Source organism: Pantoea sp. JZ29 (genome assembly GCF_035190385.1).
Taxonomy (GTDB): domain Bacteria; phylum Pseudomonadota; class Gammaproteobacteria; order Enterobacterales; family Enterobacteriaceae; genus Pantoea; species Pantoea stewartii.
On record NZ_CP045241.1, the window covers coordinates 3,164,621 to 3,181,493 of the forward strand.

The following is a 16,873-nucleotide window of genomic DNA, read 5'->3' on the forward strand; positions in this document are numbered from 1 at the left end:
TTATTACGTCACCTGCTGTCAGATGCACGAGCGGCAGGTAAGCCGGGAGAAGAAGATGTACGCATTAGTCAATGGCCGAATCTACAGCGGCTACGAAATTCTGGATCACCATGCCGTGGTGATCGCTGACGGACGCATTGAACGGGTTTGCCCTGTTACTGCCTTGCCGTCAGGCATTGAACAGCAGGACGTAAGCGGCGCCATTATCGCGCCCGGCTTTATCGACCTGCAGCTTAACGGCTGTGGCGGCGTCCAGTTTAATGACGATATAGACGCCATCAGCGTGGAAACGCTGGAAACCATGCATCGCGCCAATGTGAAATCGGGCTGTACCAGCTTTCTGCCTACGCTGATTACCAGCAGTGACGCACTGATGGTGCGCGCGGTGGAAACAATGCGCGCCTTTTTGCAGAAGTATCCTCACGTTATGCTGGGCTTACATCTGGAAGGCCCCTGGCTGAGTGTGGCGAAAAAGGGCACACATAACCCTGCCCTGATCCGTGAGCCCGATGCGCAGATGGTGCAATTCCTTTGCGACAACGCAGACGTGATCAGCAAAGTTACGCTGGCACCCGAAGTGGTGGGCAGCGCGGTGATTCGCCAACTGAGCGAAGCGGGTATCGTGGTCTCAGCCGGACATTCCAGTGCCACTTATGAAGAGGCAAAAGCGGGGTTTGCGGCGGGCATTACGTTCGCCACGCACCTCTATAATGCGATGCCTGCCTTTGCCGGACGTGAGCCCGGCCTCATCGGTGCGCTGTTTGATGCGCCTGATGTATACTGCGGCATTATTGCAGATGGTTTACATGTCCATTACGCTAACGTCCGCAATGCTAAACGCATCAAAGGTGACAAACTGGTGTTGGTCACCGACGCGACAGCACCGGCGGGCGCTGCTATCGATAAGTTTATTTTTGCTGGTAAAACAATCTATTATCGTAACGGGTTGTGCGTGGATGAGCAGGGCACGCTAAGCGGTTCAGCACTGACAATGATTGAAGCCGTACAAAACTGCGTTGAGCATGCGGGCATTGCGTTGGATGAAGCCCTGCGCATGGCATCACTTTATCCCGCACAGGCAATGGGCGTTGAAAAACAGTCAGGTACGATTCAGGCAGGGAAACTCGCCAACCTGACGGTTTTTACACGCGACTTTAAAATTATTAAGACGTTAGTCAATGGAGATAACGTCCTGAGCGAGTAAGCACTGAATGACCACTGGCGGCCAGACTCAAATTGGAAATGTCGATCTTGTCAAACAACTGAATAGCGCGGCCGTCTACCGGTTAATCGACCAGCAAGGGCCGATTTCACGTATTCAGATTGCGGATTTAAGCCAACTTGCTCCCGCCAGTGTCACCAAAATTACACGTCAGCTTATTGAGCGCGGTTTGATTAAAGAAGTGGACCAGCAGGCGTCCACTGGCGGTCGCCGCGCCATTTCTATCGTGACGGAAACCCGCCACTTTCACACCATCGGTGTGCGCCTTGGCCGCAATGATGCCACGCTAACCCTGTTCGATTTAAGCGGTAAATCCCTGGCTCAGCAGGATTATCCCCTGCCCCAGCGCACGCAGGAAGCACTCGAACAGGCGTTGTTCGATGCCATTGCGCATTTTATCCAGCAGAGTGAAGCGAAAATTCGCGAGCTAATCGCGATTTCCGTGATTTTGCCCGGCCTCGTTGATCCGCTTAATGGCGTAATCCGCTACATGCCGCATATTCATGTGAATCAGTGGCCGCTGGTTGCTAATCTAAAGCACCGGTTTAACGTCACCAGTTTTGTGGGCCATGATATTCGCAGCCTGGCGCTGGCTGAGCACTATTTTGGCGCAACGCGCGATTGTGCCGACTCGATATTAGTGCGCCTGCATCGGGGAACCGGCGCAGGCATTATCGCCAACGGGCAGATTTTTTTGGGCAGTAATGGCAATGTCGGTGAAATCGGTCATATTCAGGTCGATCCCCTGGGGGAACGCTGCCACTGTGGCAACTTTGGCTGTCTTGAAACCATTGCGGCAAACAGCGCCATTGAACATCGTGTAAGCGAGCTACTGAATAAAGGCTACCCGAGCATCCTGACTCAGGCGGCGTGCCAGATGCAGCATATCTGCCAGGCCGCCAATCAGGGCGATGCGTTAGCCTGCGAAGTTGTCGAGCATGTGGGGCGTTATCTGGGTAAGGCGATTGCGATTGCGATCAACCTGTTTAACCCGCAAAAAATCGTGCTGGCAGGCGAGATCACCGAAGCAGAACGTGTCTTGCTACCCGCGATTGAAAGTTGCATTAATACGCAGACACTGGCGGCCTTTCGTAAAAATCTGCCTGTGGTGCGTTCACAACTCGATCATCGCTCGGCGATCGGCGCCTTTGCGCTGGCGAAACGAGCGATGTTAAACGGCATCCTGCTGCAACATCTTTTGGAAGACTAAGCGCAGCCTGTTTTCTGACAGCGCGCATCGGAACACATTTATGACGATTAAAAATGTAATTTGTGACATTGATGGCGTGCTGATGCACGACAATACCGCGGTGCCCGGTGCAAAAGAGTTTTTGCAGCGCATTCTGGCTAAAGATATGCCATTAGTGGTGCTGACCAACTACCCTTCCCAGACGGCGCGGGACTTAGCCAATCGCTTCTCCTCCGCGGGCATCGACATACCGGATTCGGTGTTTTACACCTCAGCCATGGCGACCGCTGACTTTCTGCGTCGTCAGGAAGGCAAAAAAGCCTATGTCATTGGTGAGGGTGCGCTGGTGCACGAACTCTACAAAGCGGGCTTTACCATCACTGACGTTAACCCGGACTTTGTCATCGTGGGCGAAACCCGGTCGTTTAACTGGGACATGATGCATAAGGCGGCTTTCTTTGTGGCAAACGGGGCGCGTTTCATTGCCACCAACCCCGACACGCACGCCAGGGGATTCGTGCCCGCCTGCGGTGCCTTGTGTGCCGGTATTGAAAAGATCTCCGGTCGCAGGCCGTTTTATGTCGGCAAACCCAGCCCGTATATCATGCGTGCCGCGCTGAATAAAATGCAGGCGCACTCAGAGGACACGGTGATCGTGGGTGACAACCTTCGCACCGATATTCTGGCCGGTTTTCAGGCCGGACTGGAAACCATTCTTGTCCTGTCTGGGGTGTCAACCCTGAGCGATATTGACGCGATGCCTTTCCGTCCTGACTGGATTTTCCCTTCCGTGGCCGATATCGATCTCTTCTAAACGTTCAGCTTATGACGCACTGCCGCCTCAGGCAGTGCATTCCCCTTCCTTGCCCCTCTCTGCTGGCTTGAGATCGTTCAAAAAACACCCCAAAATCACTTTTCATTGCCGATTCATCAATAAAAAGACAATTTCATTAGATAAAATTCAATATCCAGGGTTATTCAACAACCTTTTTATCAGTGAAACACGATTCCTCTTGCATTGTGCACCTGAAATAACGCATTTTCTTATACATCACGCAGCGAACGGCTGCCGGACAAACGTAAAATTACATCGCCGCAGGTGAGTTCAGGAGTCAGATATGTGTTCTATTTTTGGTGTGCTGGATCTGAAAAGCGATCCCGTTGAGTTACGTAAAAAAGCATTGGAAAGCTCACGCTTAATGCGTCACCGTGGGCCGGACTGGTCAGGTGTGTATGCTGACGACCACGCGATCCTTGCTCACGAACGTCTCTCAATTGTCGACGTCAACAACGGTGCACAGCCACTGTATAACGCCGATCACACTCACGTTCTGGCCGTCAACGGTGAAATCTACAACCATCAAGCCCTGCGCGCAGAGTTAAGCGATCGTTATAGTTTCCAGACCGGTTCGGACTGCGAAGTCATTCTGGCGCTGTATCAGGAAAAAGGCGTCGATTTCCTGGACGAGTTGCAGGGCATGTTTGCCTTTATCCTGTACGACACCGTGAAGCAAACGTATCTGATTGGTCGCGACCATATCGGTATCATTCCGCTGTATATGGGCAACGATGAGCACGGCAACCTGTTTGTGGCGTCTGAAATGAAGGCACTGGTGCCGGTTTGCCGCACCATTAAAGAATTCCCACCGGGAAGCTACCTTTCCAGTACTGACGGTGAAATTCGTCGTTACTGGCAGCGTGACTGGATGGAATACAAAAACGTTGAAAACAACGTGACTGACGCGGCTGGCCTGAAACATGCGCTGGAAGAGTCGGTAAAAAGTCATCTGATGTCAGACGTTCCTTATGGCGTGCTGCTGTCTGGCGGTCTGGATTCTTCTATTATTTCAGCCGTGACCAAGCGTTTTGCCGCTAAGCGCGTTGAAGATCAGGACAAAAGCGATGCCTGGTGGCCACAGCTGCACTCTTTTGCCGTCGGTCTGGAAGGCTCACCGGATCTGAAAGCAGCCAAACTGGTTGCCGAGCACCTGGGTACGGTTCACCATGAAATCCACTTCACGGTGCAGGAAGGTCTGGATGCTATTCGTGACGTGATCTACCACATTGAAACCTACGATGTGACCACCATTCGTGCCTCCACGCCGATGTACCTGATGTCGCGTAAGATCAAAGCGATGGGCATTAAAATGGTGCTGTCAGGCGAAGGCGCAGATGAAGTCTTCGGTGGCTACCTCTATTTCCATAAAGCGCCTGATGCCAAAGAATTCCATGAAGAGAACGTGCGTAAGCTGCTGGCTCTGCACATGTTTGACTGTGCTCGCGCCAACAAAGCGATGTCCGCCTGGGGCGTAGAAGCGCGCGTGCCGTTCCTGGATAAGAAATTCCTGGATGTCGCCATGCGTATCAACCCACAGGACAAGATGTGCGGCAGCAACGGTAAAATGGAAAAACACATTCTGCGCGAATGTTTCTCTTCCTATCTGCCTGAAAGCGTTGCCTGGCGTCAGAAAGAGCAGTTCTCTGACGGCGTAGGTTACAGCTGGATTGACACGCTGAAAGAAGTGGCGGCTAAGCAGATTAGCGATCAGCAACTGGCGACGGCGCATTTCCGCTTCCCGTATAACACGCCGGGTTCGAAAGAAGCGTATCTCTATCGCGAAATTTTCGAAGAACTGTTCCCACTGCCAAGTGCTGCCGAGTGCGTGCCAGGTGGGCCGTCTGTTGCCTGTTCGTCGGCAAAAGCGATTGAGTGGGATGAAGCCTTCAAAAACATGGACGATCCTTCAGGACGTGCCGTGGGCGTGCACCAGTCCGCTTACAAATAAGTGCTATACTGAGTGAACAGATGGGCCAGTAATGGCCCATTTTTTGTGGAGTTGCCGTTGTATTCACTGAAAAATTGCCGAATAAAGCACCACCCTGGTTATAAGCCAGACAAACAGGCGTTTGAAGGCAAAAAACGGCAAAAAACTTGTTGACGCTGTGTAGTCAACTCCGCATAATGCGCCCCGCAACGCCGATGAAGGTTGCGCGAAAAAAGATGGCTACGTAGCTCAGCTGGTTAGAGCACAGCACTCATAATGCTGGGGTCACAGGTTCGATTCCCGTCGTAGCCACCATCTTTTTTTTGCGGGAGTGGCGAAATTGGTAGACGCACCAGATTTAGGTTCTGGCGCCGCAAGGTGTGCGAGTTCAAGTCTCGCCTCCCGCACCATTTCACGAGTCGGCAGCATGGATGGGGTATCGCCAAGCGGTAAGGCACCGGTTTTTGATACCGGCATTCCCTGGTTCGAATCCAGGTACCCCAGCCAATTTCGATGTATCTCGCGGCTGCGAGTGGACGAATGGGATATCGCCAAGCGGTAAGGCACCGGTTTTTGATACCGGCATTCCCTGGTTCGAATCCAGGTATCCCAGCCATCATCGAAAGGCAATACAATTTGGCTACGTAGCTCAGCTGGTTAGAGCACAGCACTCATAATGCTGGGGTCACAGGTTCGATTCCCGTCGTAGCCACCATTTTCTTGGGGTGTCGCCAAGCGGTAAGGCACTGGTTTCTGATACCAGCATTCCGGGGTTCGAATCCCTGCACCCCAGCCATTTTAGACAATTTGATTTGACACCATTGGGGTGTCGCCAAGCGGTAAGGCACTGGTTTCTGATACCAGCATTCCGGGGTTCGAATCCCTGCACCCCAGCCAAATTAAGCAAAAAAGCCCGCAATAGCGGGCTTTTTTGTTTCTGGCTTCCGGCTCATGACCACACGTCACATCCGTGCGACGCGTGGCTGAGGCTTACAAGCCTAACGCATAGCGCAAGACCTGACGTTTCAGCACGCCGGAATGCTCAGCGGCGATCAATCCCAGATTGCGTACCAGCTTTAACGGGCCGACGCGGTTGCTAAACGTAAAATAGAACAGATCCATCCCGCTCTGCATCAGCAGATTATCGTGGCGGCGCTGGCGCTGGTAACGTAACAGCACCCGTTCCGACGACCAGGTTTCAGCGTTGTCACGCGCAGCAATTAATACATCCATTAACGCATCGATGTCACGATATCCCAGATTCACGCCCTGCCCTGCCAGAGGATTAATGGTGTGCGCCGCATCGCCGACCAGCGCCAGCCCCGGCAGGACATAACGCGCGGCATGACGACGCACCAGGGGAAAGCCACCGGCTGCATGCACATGAAAACGGCCCAGTCGGGCCGGAAAGTGATGGGCGATCTCTTTCTCCAGCTGCGCGACAGGCATGGCCTGTAACTGTCGGATACGGGCGGCGGCGTCATACCATACCAGCGAGGCATGATGACCGAACAGCGGCAGGAAAGCGCGTGGACCGTCGGGCGTAAAGTGCTGCCAGGTCGCATCGCCAGCCGGATGCTCGCAGGTGACGCTGATCAGTAAGCAGGACTGTGCGTAACTCCAGCCATGAATCCCAATACCCGCCATCTGTCGCACCTGTGAACTTGCGCCGTCTGCCCCCACCACTAATTTTGCGGTTACGGTCGTGCCATTGCTTAATGACAGCGTCCAGCCCGCATTACAGGGCTGAAGAGCCTCCATCGTCGCCGGGCACAGCAAGGTGATACCTCGCTGCGTCATCTCTTCCCACAGCGCACGTTGCAGCACCGAGTTCTCCACCATATAACCCAGTTCAGGCAAACCCAGCGACTCCGCATCGAAACTGACCTGCGCCGTCTGCCACTCCCAGGTTTCCAGTTTGCGGTAAGGCGCACAGCGCATCGCCTCTACGCGTTGCCAGACGTTCAGTTGTTTCAGGAGCGCCACCGACGAGGAGCCGACAGCGGAAATGCGCACGTCCGGCAGGCTGTCGGGATCGAAAGGTGGCGGGGTTGCCCGCTCAATCACCGCCACCCGAAAGCGGTGCTGCGCTAAACCACAGGCCAGCGCCGCTCCGACCATGCCGCCGCCGACAATCACCACATCAAACTGGTTATCCTGCATCACTTGTATCCCTCTCTTAGGCCGCCACTTTTCAGCGCGGTGGTATTCCTGCAAAGTGTACCGGAAAAATGAGGCACGATCAGAAAAGCCCTCAGGCTGGTCACATCCGCAGCAAAGCATTACAATACGCGCCCAGCACTTCACTGCACTGATTTAATGGCTAGCTCGATGACAAAAAAACTGCATATCAAAACCTGGGGATGTCAGATGAATGAGTACGATTCATCTAAGATGTCTGACCTGCTGAACAGCACGCACGGCTATACCCTGACAGAGGAAGCCGAAGAGGCGGATATTCTGCTGCTCAACACCTGCTCAATCCGCGAGAAAGCGCAGGAGAAGGTTTTCCACCAGTTGGGGCGCTGGAAAAAACTCAAAGAGCGCAACCCGGATTTGATCATCGGTGTTGGCGGCTGCGTCGCGTCTCAGGAAGGGGATCATATTCGCCAGCGTGCGCCTTGCGTGGACATTGTCTTTGGTCCGCAAACCCTGCATCGCCTGCCTGAAATGATTAATACCGTGCGCGGCAGCAAAAGTCCGGTTGTGGACATCAGCTTCCCGGAAATTGAAAAATTCGACCGCCTGCCTGAACCGCGGGCCGAAGGCCCCACCGCGTTTGTCTCCATCATGGAAGGCTGCAACAAATATTGTACGTTCTGCGTGGTGCCTTATACGCGCGGTGAAGAAGTCAGCCGTCCGTCAGACGATATTCTGCTGGAGATCGCGCAGTTGGCTGCGCAGGGCGTACGCGAAGTGAACCTGTTAGGGCAGAACGTGAACGCTTATCGCGGCGAAACCTTTGACGGCGACGTGTGCACCTTTGCTGAACTGCTGCGTCTGGTGGCGGCGATTGACGGCATTGACCGTATTCGCTTCACCACCAGCCATCCGATTGAGTTCACCGATGACATCATTGATGTCTATCGCGATACGCCAGAGCTGGTGAGCTTCCTCCACCTGCCTGTGCAGAGCGGCGCCGACCGAATTCTGACGCTGATGAAGCGTGCGCACACCGCGCTGGAGTACAAGGCTATCATTCGCAAACTGCGCGCTGCACGCCCTGACATTGAGATCAGTTCTGACTTTATCGTAGGTTTCCCGGGTGAAACACAGCAGGACTTTGAGCAAACGATGAAGCTGATTGGTGATATCAACTTTGATATGAGCTACAGCTTTATCTACTCAGCGCGGCCGGGCACACCTGCGGCAGACTTGCCTGACGACGTCAGCGACGAAGAGAAAAAACAGCGTCTGTATATTCTGCAGGATCGCATCAACCAGCAGGCCATGGCGATCAGCCGCCGTATGCTGGGCAGCGTGCAGCGGATTCTGGTAGAAGGCATTTCACGTAAAAACGTGATGGAGCTGACCGGCCGGACCGAAAACAACCGAGTGGTGAATTTCGAAGGTCCGGTAGAGATGATCGGTAAGTTTGTCGACGTTGAAATTGTCGATGTGTATACCAACTCTTTGCGCGGCAAGCTGGTGCGGACTGAAGAGGAAATGGGCTTACGTGTGGTTGAGAGCCCGGCCTCCGTTATCGCCCGTACCCGCAAAGAAAATGATATCGGCGTTGGCGTCTTCCAGCCCTGATCTTCCGTTATGTGCGGCAGCTCACCGTCGGCTGCCGCACATTCTGCTGTTTTGCACTTGGTTTCTGCCGGTGCCGCCCAAATATCACCTCGTAAGCTTGCGCCCCGGCGTGACCGCATAAATAATTTCGTTATGATGCATCCGCTTAACACATCTGATGCACCCGCAATCCCTTTCAACTGGCCCTGAGTGACCCAAAGGATTCGTTTGAATATTGAAACCCGTGAAATCGCCCTTGAACCGGCTGATAACCGCCGTCTGATGAGCCTGTGCGGTCCATTTGATGACAATGTAAAACAGCTGGAGCGTCGTCTTGGCATTGAGATAAACCGCCGGGACAATCAGTTTAAACTGGTTGGTCGGGTGCTGTGCGTGAATGCCGCGGTCGAGATCCTGAAAACACTTTATGTCGATACCGCGCCCGTGCGCGGCGAAATTCCGGATATCGAACCCGAGCAGATTCATCTGGCGATCAAAGAGAGCCGGGTGCTGGAACAAACGGCAGAAAGCGTGCCCGACTACGGTAAAGCGGTCAATATCAAGACCAAGCGTGGCGTCATCAAGCCGCGCACCCCAAATCAGGCACAGTATATTGCCAATATCCTCGACCACGACATCACCTTTGGCGTGGGCCCGGCGGGTACCGGTAAAACCTACCTGGCCGTCGCTGCCGCGGTCGATGCGCTCGAACGCCAGGAGATTCGTCGCATCCTGCTCACGCGCCCCGCCGTCGAGGCCGGTGAAAAACTGGGCTTCCTGCCGGGCGATTTGAGCCAGAAAGTGGACCCCTACCTGCGTCCGCTTTACGACGCCCTGTTTGAGATGCTGGGCTTTGAAAAAGTCGAGAAGCTGATGGAACGCAACGTTATCGAAGTCGCGCCGCTGGCCTATATGCGCGGCCGTACGCTGAATGACGCGTTTATCATTCTTGATGAAAGCCAGAACACCACTATCGAGCAGATGAAGATGTTTCTGACCCGTATCGGCTTTAACTCGAAAGCGGTCATCACCGGCGACGTCACGCAGATTGACCTGCCCCGCCACACAAAATCGGGTTTACGTCACGCGATTGAGGTCCTGTCTGAAGTGGAAGAAATCAGCTTTAACTTCTTTCACAGTGAAGACGTTGTGCGTCATCCGGTCGTGGCACGCATCGTGACCGCTTATGAAGCCTGGGAAGAAGCCGATCAGAAACGTCGCGATCAGCAGGCTGAAGAGCGTAAGCGTGAAGCCCTTGCCGCCCAACATAGCGTTCAGGAGAAACCATGAGCGACGTGATTCTCGACCTGCAACTGGCCTGTGAACAAACAGAAAATCTCCCCACGGAAAGCCAGTTTCAGCGCTGGCTGGAAGCTGCGGTGACGCCGTTTCAGACGGAGAGCGAAGTGACTATTCGTCTGGTGGATGAACAGGAAAGCCATGAGCTTAACCTGACCTACCGTGGTAAAGATAAACCCACCAATGTGTTGTCATTTCCTTTTGAAGCGCCACCCGGTATTGAATTGCCCCTGCTGGGCGATTTGATCATCTGCCGTCAGGTCGTGGAACAGGAAGCGCAGGAACAAGGGAAAAGCGTCGAAGCCCACTGGGCGCACATGGTGGTTCACGGTACGCTGCATCTGTTGGGTTATGATCACATTGAAGACAGCGAAGCCGAAGAGATGGAAGGTCTGGAGACCGAGATAATGCTTGCTCTTGGTTATCCTGATCCGTACATTTCGGAGAAAGAAAACGCCTGAGTTGTGGACTCAGGCCATCCTGCTGCTGGTAACCCGACCGGCAGCATCACTTACTGACCAGAGAGATCTTTAAAAACCGCCATGAGCGACGACCATTCTCAAAACAGCGATGCACCCAGTAGTAAAAAGGGATTTTTTTCCCTACTGCTCAACCAACTGTTTCACGGTGAACCCAAAAACCGTGACGAGCTCCTGAGCCTTATCCGTGATTCCAATCAAAAGGACCTGATTGATCAGGATACCCGCGACATGCTGGAAGGCGTGCTGGATATTGCAGAACAGCGCGTACGCGACATCATGATTCCGCGCTCTCAGATGATCACCCTGAAACGCAACCAGAACCTCGAAGAGTGCCTGGATGTGATCATTGACTCCGCACACTCCCGCTTTCCGGTGATCAGCGAAGACAAGGACCATGTTGAAGGCATCCTGATGGCGAAAGATCTGCTGCCGTTTATGAGCAGCGAATCAGAAGCCTTCAGCGTCGAAAAAGTGCTGCGTCCTGCGGTGGTTGTGCCTGAGAGCAAGCGCGTTGACCGTATGCTAAAAGAGTTTCGTTCCCAGCGCTATCATATGGCGATTGTGATCGATGAGTTTGGTGGCGTGTCCGGACTGGTTACGATTGAAGATATTCTCGAACTGATTGTTGGCGAAATTGAAGACGAATATGACGATGAGGAAGATCGGGATATCCGCCAGCTCAACCGCCAGACCTACACGGTGCGTACGTTAACCCCCATTGAGGATTTCAATGAGGTGTTCGGCACCCAGTTCAGCGATGACGAAGTGGATACCATTGGTGGACTGGTAATGCAGGGCTTTGGTCATCTGCCGGCGCGCGGTGAAAGCATCGACATTGATGGTTACCAGTTCAAAGTTGCCATGGCCGACAGCCGCCGTATCATTCAGGTTCACGTAAAAATCCCGGAAAATTCGGCGCTACCTCAACTGGATGACGAATAACGCTATGGCATTAGCCTCCTTTTACCAGCAGCAGCGGGTCCGTCTGCTGCTGGCTTTACTGAGCGGCGCCTGTGGCACGCTCGCCTTTTCCCCTTATGATTTCTGGCCTGCCGCCCTGCTTTCGCTGTTCGGCCTGCAACTTCTGACGCTGAACCGCACCAGCCCTCAGGCCAGCGCCATTGGTTTCAGTTGGGGATTTGGCCTGTTTGGCTGCGGTATTAACTGGGTTTATGTCAGCATTGCCACTTTTGGCGGCATGCCTGGCCCGGTGAACGTTTTTCTGGTGGTCCTGCTGGCGGCTTACCTCGCGGTTTATCCGGCGCTGTTTACCGGCATCCTGAACCGGATTTGGCCACGTCCCACACTGTGGCGACTGGCGCTGGCCGCTCCCGCGTTATGGCAGGTGACGGAGTTTTTGCGCGGCTGGATTTTAACCGGCTTTCCGTGGTTGCAGTTTGGCTACAGTCAGATTGATGGCCCGCTAAAGGGGATTGCGCCGCTGGCTGGCGTGGAAAGTATTACCTTCCTGCTGATGGTCATTGCGGGTTTGCTGGTTTATGCGCAGCAGCGACGTCAGGTGAAAAGCCTGGTGGGCGCGCTCGCGGTACTGGCAATATGCTGGCCGTTGCGTTATCTGCACTGGTATCAACCTTTACCCCAGCAGGCGGTCGATGTCGCGCTGGTGCAGGGCGATATTCCCCAGTCGATGAAGTGGGACCCGCAGCAGTTGCTGAATACGCTGCGCATTTATAACGATTTAAGCCAGCCGCTGATGGGAAAAGCCCCCATTATTATCTGGCCGGAGTCGGCAATTACCGATCTGGAAAGTAACCAGCAACCGTTCCTGCGTTCGCTGGATGCCGAACTCCGCGCGCGCGGTAGCGCACTGGTGACCGGTATCGTGGATTCGCGCCTGGAGCAGAATCGTTATCATGATTACAACACGGTTATTGTGCTGGGCGGGCCGAAGCCCTACAACTACTTCAGCACTAACCGCTATCAGAAAAACCATCTGGTGCCGTTTGGTGAGTTTGTTCCCATGGCGGATTTGCTGCGCCCGCTTGCCCCCTTCTTCGATTTGCCGATGTCTGCCTTCAGCCGCGGTGCCTATTTGCAGCCTCAGCTCAATGTGGCGAATTATCACCTTACGACGGCGATTTGCTACGAGATCGTGTTGGGTGAGCAGGTGCGGGCGAACTTCCGTCCGGACACCGACTTTCTGCTGACCGTCTCTAATGATGCCTGGTTTGGTCACTCGATTGGTCCCTGGCAACACTTCCAGATGGCGCGTATGCGCGCACTTGAGCTGGGCAGACCGCTGCTGCGCGGCACCAACAATGGCGTAACCGCCGTGGTGAATGCCAATGGCGATGTGGAAAAGGTTCTGCCGCAGTTCTCGCGCGGCGTACTCGTGGATAAGGTAACGCCTACCCGCGGCGAAACGCCATACTCGAAAGCCGGGCTCTGGCCGGTATGGATAGCGACAGTGCTGGCCGGGTTACTGGCCTTCATCCGACGTCAGCGCTGACACGCTGTGGTGAAGCGCTGCTTCGCCACAGCCTTTCGCGGTGTCTTAATCCGCACGCTGTTTCCCTTCCCCCTTTTACTGCTTTTGTTTCTGCTTCTGCTTCTGCTTCTGCTTCTGCTTCTGCTTCTGCTTCTGCTTCTGCTTCTGCTTCTTCAGTCAAACCGCCCGTTCACCCCACTGTCATTTTATTCTGGCACGATGATTGCTAAATGTTTCTGTATTCCTGCAATGCGGGGCTTGTTACCCGCGATGGCATGGGCGTAATGCACCATTAACGCTCAATCTGCGCACCTTCCGCGTGCATGGACGCGCGATTGCCTTTTTTTGGTGCGAATGCCATCGCAAAAAAGAAACTTTTTTGTTTCATTAGGTTAACAATCCGCTATGTTAGTGAATATTCTTAAGCGCAGAAGCGCGAGGGAATAATAAGAAAAGCAGTGCAAAATACACACAACATCACACTCAGTACAGGGTTGATCCTGTGCAATTTCCACACGAAGGAGTTGGAACATGCAATTACGCAAAGTGGCATTATCTCTTTTGCTGTTGAGCGCAGCAGCGGGAGCGGCCCAGGCGGAAGATCTCAGCGGTACCCTGAAAAAAATTAATGACAGTGGCGTCATTGTTATCGGGCATCGCGAATCGTCAGTTCCCTTTTCATATTACGACAACCAACAGAAAGTCGTTGGCTATTCACAGGCTTATTCAAACGCGATTGCTGATGCCATTAAAGCGAAGCTGAATAAACCTGATCTGCAGATCAAAATGATCCCGATTACTTCACAGAACCGTATTCCGCTGCTGCAAAACGGCACCTATGACTACGAATGTGGCTCAACGACCAACAACCTTGAGCGCCAGAAACAGGCGGCCTTTTCCGACACCATTTTTGTTATCGGTACCCGCTTGCTGGTTAAAAAAGGCAGCCCAATTAAGGATTTTGACGATCTGAAAGGCAAAACTGTCGTGGTGACCTCAGGTACGACGTCAGAAGTGCTGCTGCATAAACTGAACGACGAGAAAAAGATGGATATGCGCATCATCAGCGCCAAAGACCATGGTGATTCGTTCCGTACGCTGGAAACCGGTCGTGCCGTGGCCTTTATGATGGATGACGCCCTGCTGGCTGGCGAACGCGCTAAAGCGAAAAAACCGGATGACTGGGTCATTATCGGTACGCCACAGTCTAAAGAAGCTTATGGCTGTATGCTGCGCAAAGACGATCCGCAGTTCAAAAAGCTGGTTGATGACACCATTGCAAAAGCCCAGACCTCCGGCCAGGCAGAAAAATGGTTCGACACCTGGTTTAAACAGCCTATTCCTCCTAAAAACCTGAACATGAACTTTGAATTGTCTGATGACATGAAAGCCCTGTTCAAAACGCCGAATGATAAAGCGCTGAATTAACAACGATAACAAGGGCGGCGCTGTCGCCCTCTCGATTGCTGAAACCGCGGCGTGGACAGACCGCCTGATCGGGTCGTTCCCCTGACTCAGGCGCATTAAGCCGTTCATCAATCTTCAGGGTAGCTCTGCTACCCTTTTTTACCGGAGTTCGTTATGGGTATCGATTGGAACTGGGGCATTTTTCTCGAACAGGCCCCGTTCGGAAATACCACCTATCTCGGCTGGTTGTGGTCCGGTTTTCAGGTGACAATTGCTGTCTCCTGCTGTGCCTGGATTATCGCTTTCTGCGTAGGTTCATTCTTTGGCATTCTGCGTACCGTGCCTAATCGCCTGCTGGCAACGATTGGCACCTGCTATGTGGAATTGTTTCGTAACATCCCCCTGATCGTGCAGTTCTTCTTCTGGTATCTGGTGGCGCCAGAGCTGGTTGGTCAGAAGCTTGGCATGTGGTTTAAGTCGGAGCTGGATCCCAACCTGCAGTTCTTTATCTCGTCGGTGATCTGTCTGGGCCTGTTTACCGCCGCACGCGTCTGCGAGCAGGTGCGCGCGGCGATTCAGTCTTTGCCGCGGGGACAAAAGAATGCCGGGCTGGCAATGGGCCTGACGCTGCCGCAAACCTATCGCTATGTGTTGCTTCCTAATGCTTACCGCGTGATTGTGCCGCCAATGACGTCAGAAATGCTTAACCTGGTTAAAAACTCGGCGATTGCGTCGACGATCGGCCTGGTGGACATGGCTGCGCAGGCGGGCAAGCTGCTGGACTATTCCGCACACGCCTATGAATCGTTTACGGCCATTACGCTGGCCTACATTGCCATCAACCTGGTGATTATGTTTTTGATGAGCCTGGTTGAGCGCAAAGTGCGTCTGCCCGGCAATATGGGAGGCAAGTGATGTACGCGTTTGACTGGAGTTCCATTCCTCCCAGCCTGCCTTACCTGCTTAATGGTCTGGTCATTACCTTTAAAATCACGCTTACGGCGGTGGTCTTCGGCATCCTGTGGGGCACGCTGCTGGCGGTGATGCGTTTGTCGACCTTCAGGCCCATCAGCTGGTTTGCCAAACTGTACGTTAACCTGTTCCGTTCGGTACCGCTGGTTATGGTCCTGCTGTGGTTTTATCTGGTGGTGCCGAGTTTCCTGCAGCAGGTGCTGGGTATTTCCCCTAAAACCGACATTCGTTTGATTTCGGCAATGGTCGCCTTTTCGCTGTTCGAAGCGGCGTATTATTCGGAAATCATTCGCGCCGGCATCATCAGTATTGCGCGTGGGCAATCCAGCGCGGCGCTGGCGCTGGGCATGACGCAGTGGCAGTCCATGCGCCTGGTGATTCTGCCTCAGGCGTTTCGTGCCATGGTTCCGCTGTTACTGACCCAGGGCATCGTCCTGTTCCAGGATACCTCGTTAGTGTATGTGCTGAGCCTGGCGGACTTCTTCCGCACCGCCTCCACCATCGGTGAGCGTGACGGTACCCAGGTTGAGATGGTGTTGTTTGCCGGTCTGGTCTACTTCGTGATCAGCCTGAGCGCGTCACTGTTGGTCAGCTATCTAAAAAGAAAAAGGACGGTTTAAATGATTAGCCTGAAAAACGTTTCTAAGTGGTATGGTCAATTTCAGGTGCTGACCGACTGCTCTACCGAAGTCAAGACCGGTGAAGTGGTTGTGGTATGCGGGCCGTCAGGCTCGGGCAAATCGACCCTGATCAAAACCGTGAATGGCCTGGAACCTGTGCAACAGGGCAGCATTACGGTAAACGGTACTGAAGTGAACAATAAAAAAACCAATCTGGCTAAACTGCGCAGTAAGGTCGGCATGGTGTTTCAGCACTTCGAACTGTTCCCTCACCTGAGCATTATTGATAACCTGGTGCTGGCGCAGGTCAAAGTCTTAAAGCGCGACAAAACCGCCGCCCGCGAGAAAGGCCTCAAATTGCTGACTCGCGTGGGCCTGTCAGCGCATGCGGATAAATTTCCCGGCCAGCTCTCGGGCGGTCAGCAGCAGCGTGTCGCGATTGCGCGGGCACTCTGTATGGATCCGATTGCCATGCTGTTTGATGAGCCGACCTCCGCACTCGATCCCGAAATGATCAATGAAGTGCTGGACGTTATGGTCGAACTGGCCCAGGAAGGCATGACCATGATGGTCGTGACACATGAAATGGGCTTCGCCCGTAAGGTGGCCAATCGGGTGATCTTTATGGACGAAGGAAAAATTATCGAAGACACCCATAAAGATGACTTCTTTAATAATCCACAGTCTGAGCGGGCAAAGGATTTCCTGGCAAAAATTCTGCACTAAACGTCAG

14 protein-coding genes and 7 tRNA genes are annotated in these 16,873 nt (G+C 53.6%); 20 read left to right on the plus strand and 1 reads right to left on the minus strand.

The features are described 5' to 3' along the window. Positions 1-55: 55 nt before the first annotated feature. The 11 genes from nagA to GC090_RS14785 all read left to right on the plus strand — a co-directional run bounded on the left by nagA (position 56) and on the right by GC090_RS14785 (position 6,073). The gene (nagA, locus tag GC090_RS14735; protein ID WP_033739310.1) at positions 56-1,204 is read left to right on the plus strand and encodes an N-acetylglucosamine-6-phosphate deacetylase; all 1,149 of its coding nucleotides are present in this window, start codon (positions 56-58) and stop codon (positions 1,202-1,204) included. Between the two features lie 7 nt (positions 1,205-1,211). Next, complete coding sequence (gene nagC / locus GC090_RS14740; protein WP_033739308.1) at positions 1,212-2,432, plus strand: DNA-binding transcriptional regulator NagC; 1,221 nt, start codon at positions 1,212-1,214, stop codon at positions 2,430-2,432. 40 nt (positions 2,433-2,472) lie between these two features. Beyond that, positions 2,473-3,225 (plus strand): HAD-IIA family hydrolase, encoded by a 753-nt coding sequence (locus GC090_RS14745; RefSeq protein ID WP_033739305.1) that lies wholly within the window; start codon positions 2,473-2,475, stop codon positions 3,223-3,225. Between the two features lie 304 nt (positions 3,226-3,529). Further along, the gene (asnB, locus tag GC090_RS14750; RefSeq protein WP_006118422.1) at positions 3,530-5,197 is read left to right on the plus strand and encodes an asparagine synthase B; all 1,668 of its coding nucleotides are present in this window, start codon (positions 3,530-3,532) and stop codon (positions 5,195-5,197) included. Positions 5,198-5,414: 217 nt separating this feature from the next. Beyond that, positions 5,415-5,491 (plus strand) — tRNA-Met (locus GC090_RS14755). Between the two features lie 10 nt (positions 5,492-5,501). After that, positions 5,502-5,586, plus strand: a tRNA-Leu gene (locus GC090_RS14760). A 22-nt stretch (positions 5,587-5,608) separates the two neighbouring features. Beyond that, positions 5,609-5,683, plus strand: a tRNA-Gln gene (locus GC090_RS14765). Between the two features lie 34 nt (positions 5,684-5,717). Continuing rightward, positions 5,718-5,792: transfer RNA gene (locus GC090_RS14770), tRNA-Gln, on the plus strand. A gap of 22 nt (positions 5,793-5,814) precedes the next feature. After that, a tRNA-Met gene (locus GC090_RS14775) sits at positions 5,815-5,891 on the plus strand. Between the two features lie 6 nt (positions 5,892-5,897). Beyond that, positions 5,898-5,972, plus strand: a tRNA-Gln gene (locus GC090_RS14780). Between the two features lie 26 nt (positions 5,973-5,998). Next, positions 5,999-6,073: transfer RNA gene (locus tag GC090_RS14785), tRNA-Gln, on the plus strand. Between the two features lie 93 nt (positions 6,074-6,166). Here GC090_RS14785 and ubiF read toward each other — a convergent pair. Further along, a complete protein-coding gene (gene ubiF / locus GC090_RS14790; RefSeq protein WP_324021605.1) occupies positions 6,167-7,339 on the minus strand; it encodes a 3-demethoxyubiquinol 3-hydroxylase in 1,173 nt (390 codons plus the stop codon). Between the two features lie 168 nt (positions 7,340-7,507). Between ubiF and miaB the strand changes: the two genes are divergently transcribed. The 9 genes from miaB to GC090_RS14835 all read left to right on the plus strand — a co-directional run bounded on the left by miaB (position 7,508) and on the right by GC090_RS14835 (position 16,866). Then, entirely contained in the window at positions 7,508-8,932 is a 1,425-nt protein-coding gene (gene miaB, locus GC090_RS14795; RefSeq protein ID WP_033739300.1) for a tRNA (N6-isopentenyl adenosine(37)-C2)-methylthiotransferase MiaB, read from the plus strand. 207 nt (positions 8,933-9,139) lie between these two features. After that, on the plus strand, positions 9,140-10,201 hold the full coding sequence (locus GC090_RS14800) for a PhoH family protein (RefSeq protein WP_033739297.1): 1,062 nt from the start codon (positions 9,140-9,142) through the stop codon (positions 10,199-10,201). After that, on the plus strand, positions 10,198-10,671 hold the full coding sequence (gene ybeY / locus GC090_RS14805) for an rRNA maturation RNase YbeY (RefSeq protein WP_324020227.1): 474 nt from the start codon (positions 10,198-10,200) through the stop codon (positions 10,669-10,671). Before GC090_RS14800 ends, ybeY begins: the two co-directional genes overlap by 4 nt. A gap of 81 nt (positions 10,672-10,752) precedes the next feature. Next, complete coding sequence (gene corC, locus GC090_RS14810; protein WP_324020229.1) at positions 10,753-11,634, plus strand: CNNM family magnesium/cobalt transport protein CorC; 882 nt, start codon at positions 10,753-10,755, stop codon at positions 11,632-11,634. Between the two features lie 4 nt (positions 11,635-11,638). Next, positions 11,639-13,162 (plus strand): apolipoprotein N-acyltransferase, encoded by a 1,524-nt coding sequence (lnt, locus tag GC090_RS14815; RefSeq protein ID WP_324020230.1) that lies wholly within the window; start codon positions 11,639-11,641, stop codon positions 13,160-13,162. A 510-nt stretch (positions 13,163-13,672) separates the two neighbouring features. After that, a complete protein-coding gene (locus GC090_RS14820) occupies positions 13,673-14,569 on the plus strand; it encodes an amino acid ABC transporter substrate-binding protein (RefSeq protein WP_033739290.1) in 897 nt (298 codons plus the stop codon). A gap of 153 nt (positions 14,570-14,722) precedes the next feature. After that, a complete protein-coding gene (locus GC090_RS14825; protein ID WP_006118418.1) occupies positions 14,723-15,463 on the plus strand; it encodes an amino acid ABC transporter permease in 741 nt (246 codons plus the stop codon). Next, a complete protein-coding gene (gene gltK, locus GC090_RS14830) occupies positions 15,463-16,140 on the plus strand; it encodes a glutamate/aspartate ABC transporter permease GltK (RefSeq protein WP_006118417.1) in 678 nt (225 codons plus the stop codon). The genes GC090_RS14825 and gltK overlap by 1 nt, the downstream gene beginning before the upstream one ends. Then, on the plus strand, positions 16,141-16,866 hold the full coding sequence (locus tag GC090_RS14835; protein ID WP_039342886.1) for an amino acid ABC transporter ATP-binding protein: 726 nt from the start codon (positions 16,141-16,143) through the stop codon (positions 16,864-16,866). Positions 16,867-16,873: the final 7 nt, after the last annotated feature.

Coding starts and splice junctions, on each gene's coding strand:
- GC090_RS14825 (WP_006118418.1), top strand. CDS start 14,723: ATGGGTATCGATTGGAACTGGGGCATTTTTCTCGAACAGGCCCCGTTC.
- GC090_RS14820 (WP_033739290.1), top strand. CDS start 13,673: ATGCAATTACGCAAAGTGGCATTATCTCTTTTGCTGTTGAGCGCAGCA.
- gltK (WP_006118417.1), top strand. CDS start 15,463: ATGTACGCGTTTGACTGGAGTTCCATTCCTCCCAGCCTGCCTTACCTG.
- miaB (WP_033739300.1), top strand. CDS start 7,508: ATGACAAAAAAACTGCATATCAAAACCTGGGGATGTCAGATGAATGAG.
- GC090_RS14745 (WP_033739305.1), top strand. CDS start 2,473: ATGACGATTAAAAATGTAATTTGTGACATTGATGGCGTGCTGATGCAC.
- asnB (WP_006118422.1), top strand. CDS start 3,530: ATGTGTTCTATTTTTGGTGTGCTGGATCTGAAAAGCGATCCCGTTGAG.
- nagA (WP_033739310.1), top strand. CDS start 56: ATGTACGCATTAGTCAATGGCCGAATCTACAGCGGCTACGAAATTCTG.
- GC090_RS14835 (WP_039342886.1), top strand. CDS start 16,141: ATGATTAGCCTGAAAAACGTTTCTAAGTGGTATGGTCAATTTCAGGTG.
- corC (WP_324020229.1), top strand. CDS start 10,753: ATGAGCGACGACCATTCTCAAAACAGCGATGCACCCAGTAGTAAAAAG.
- ybeY (WP_324020227.1), top strand. CDS start 10,198: ATGAGCGACGTGATTCTCGACCTGCAACTGGCCTGTGAACAAACAGAA.
- nagC (WP_033739308.1), top strand. CDS start 1,212: ATGACCACTGGCGGCCAGACTCAAATTGGAAATGTCGATCTTGTCAAA.
- ubiF (WP_324021605.1), bottom strand. CDS start 7,339: ATGCAGGATAACCAGTTTGATGTGGTGATTGTCGGCGGCGGCATGGTC.
- lnt (WP_324020230.1), top strand. CDS start 11,639: ATGGCATTAGCCTCCTTTTACCAGCAGCAGCGGGTCCGTCTGCTGCTG.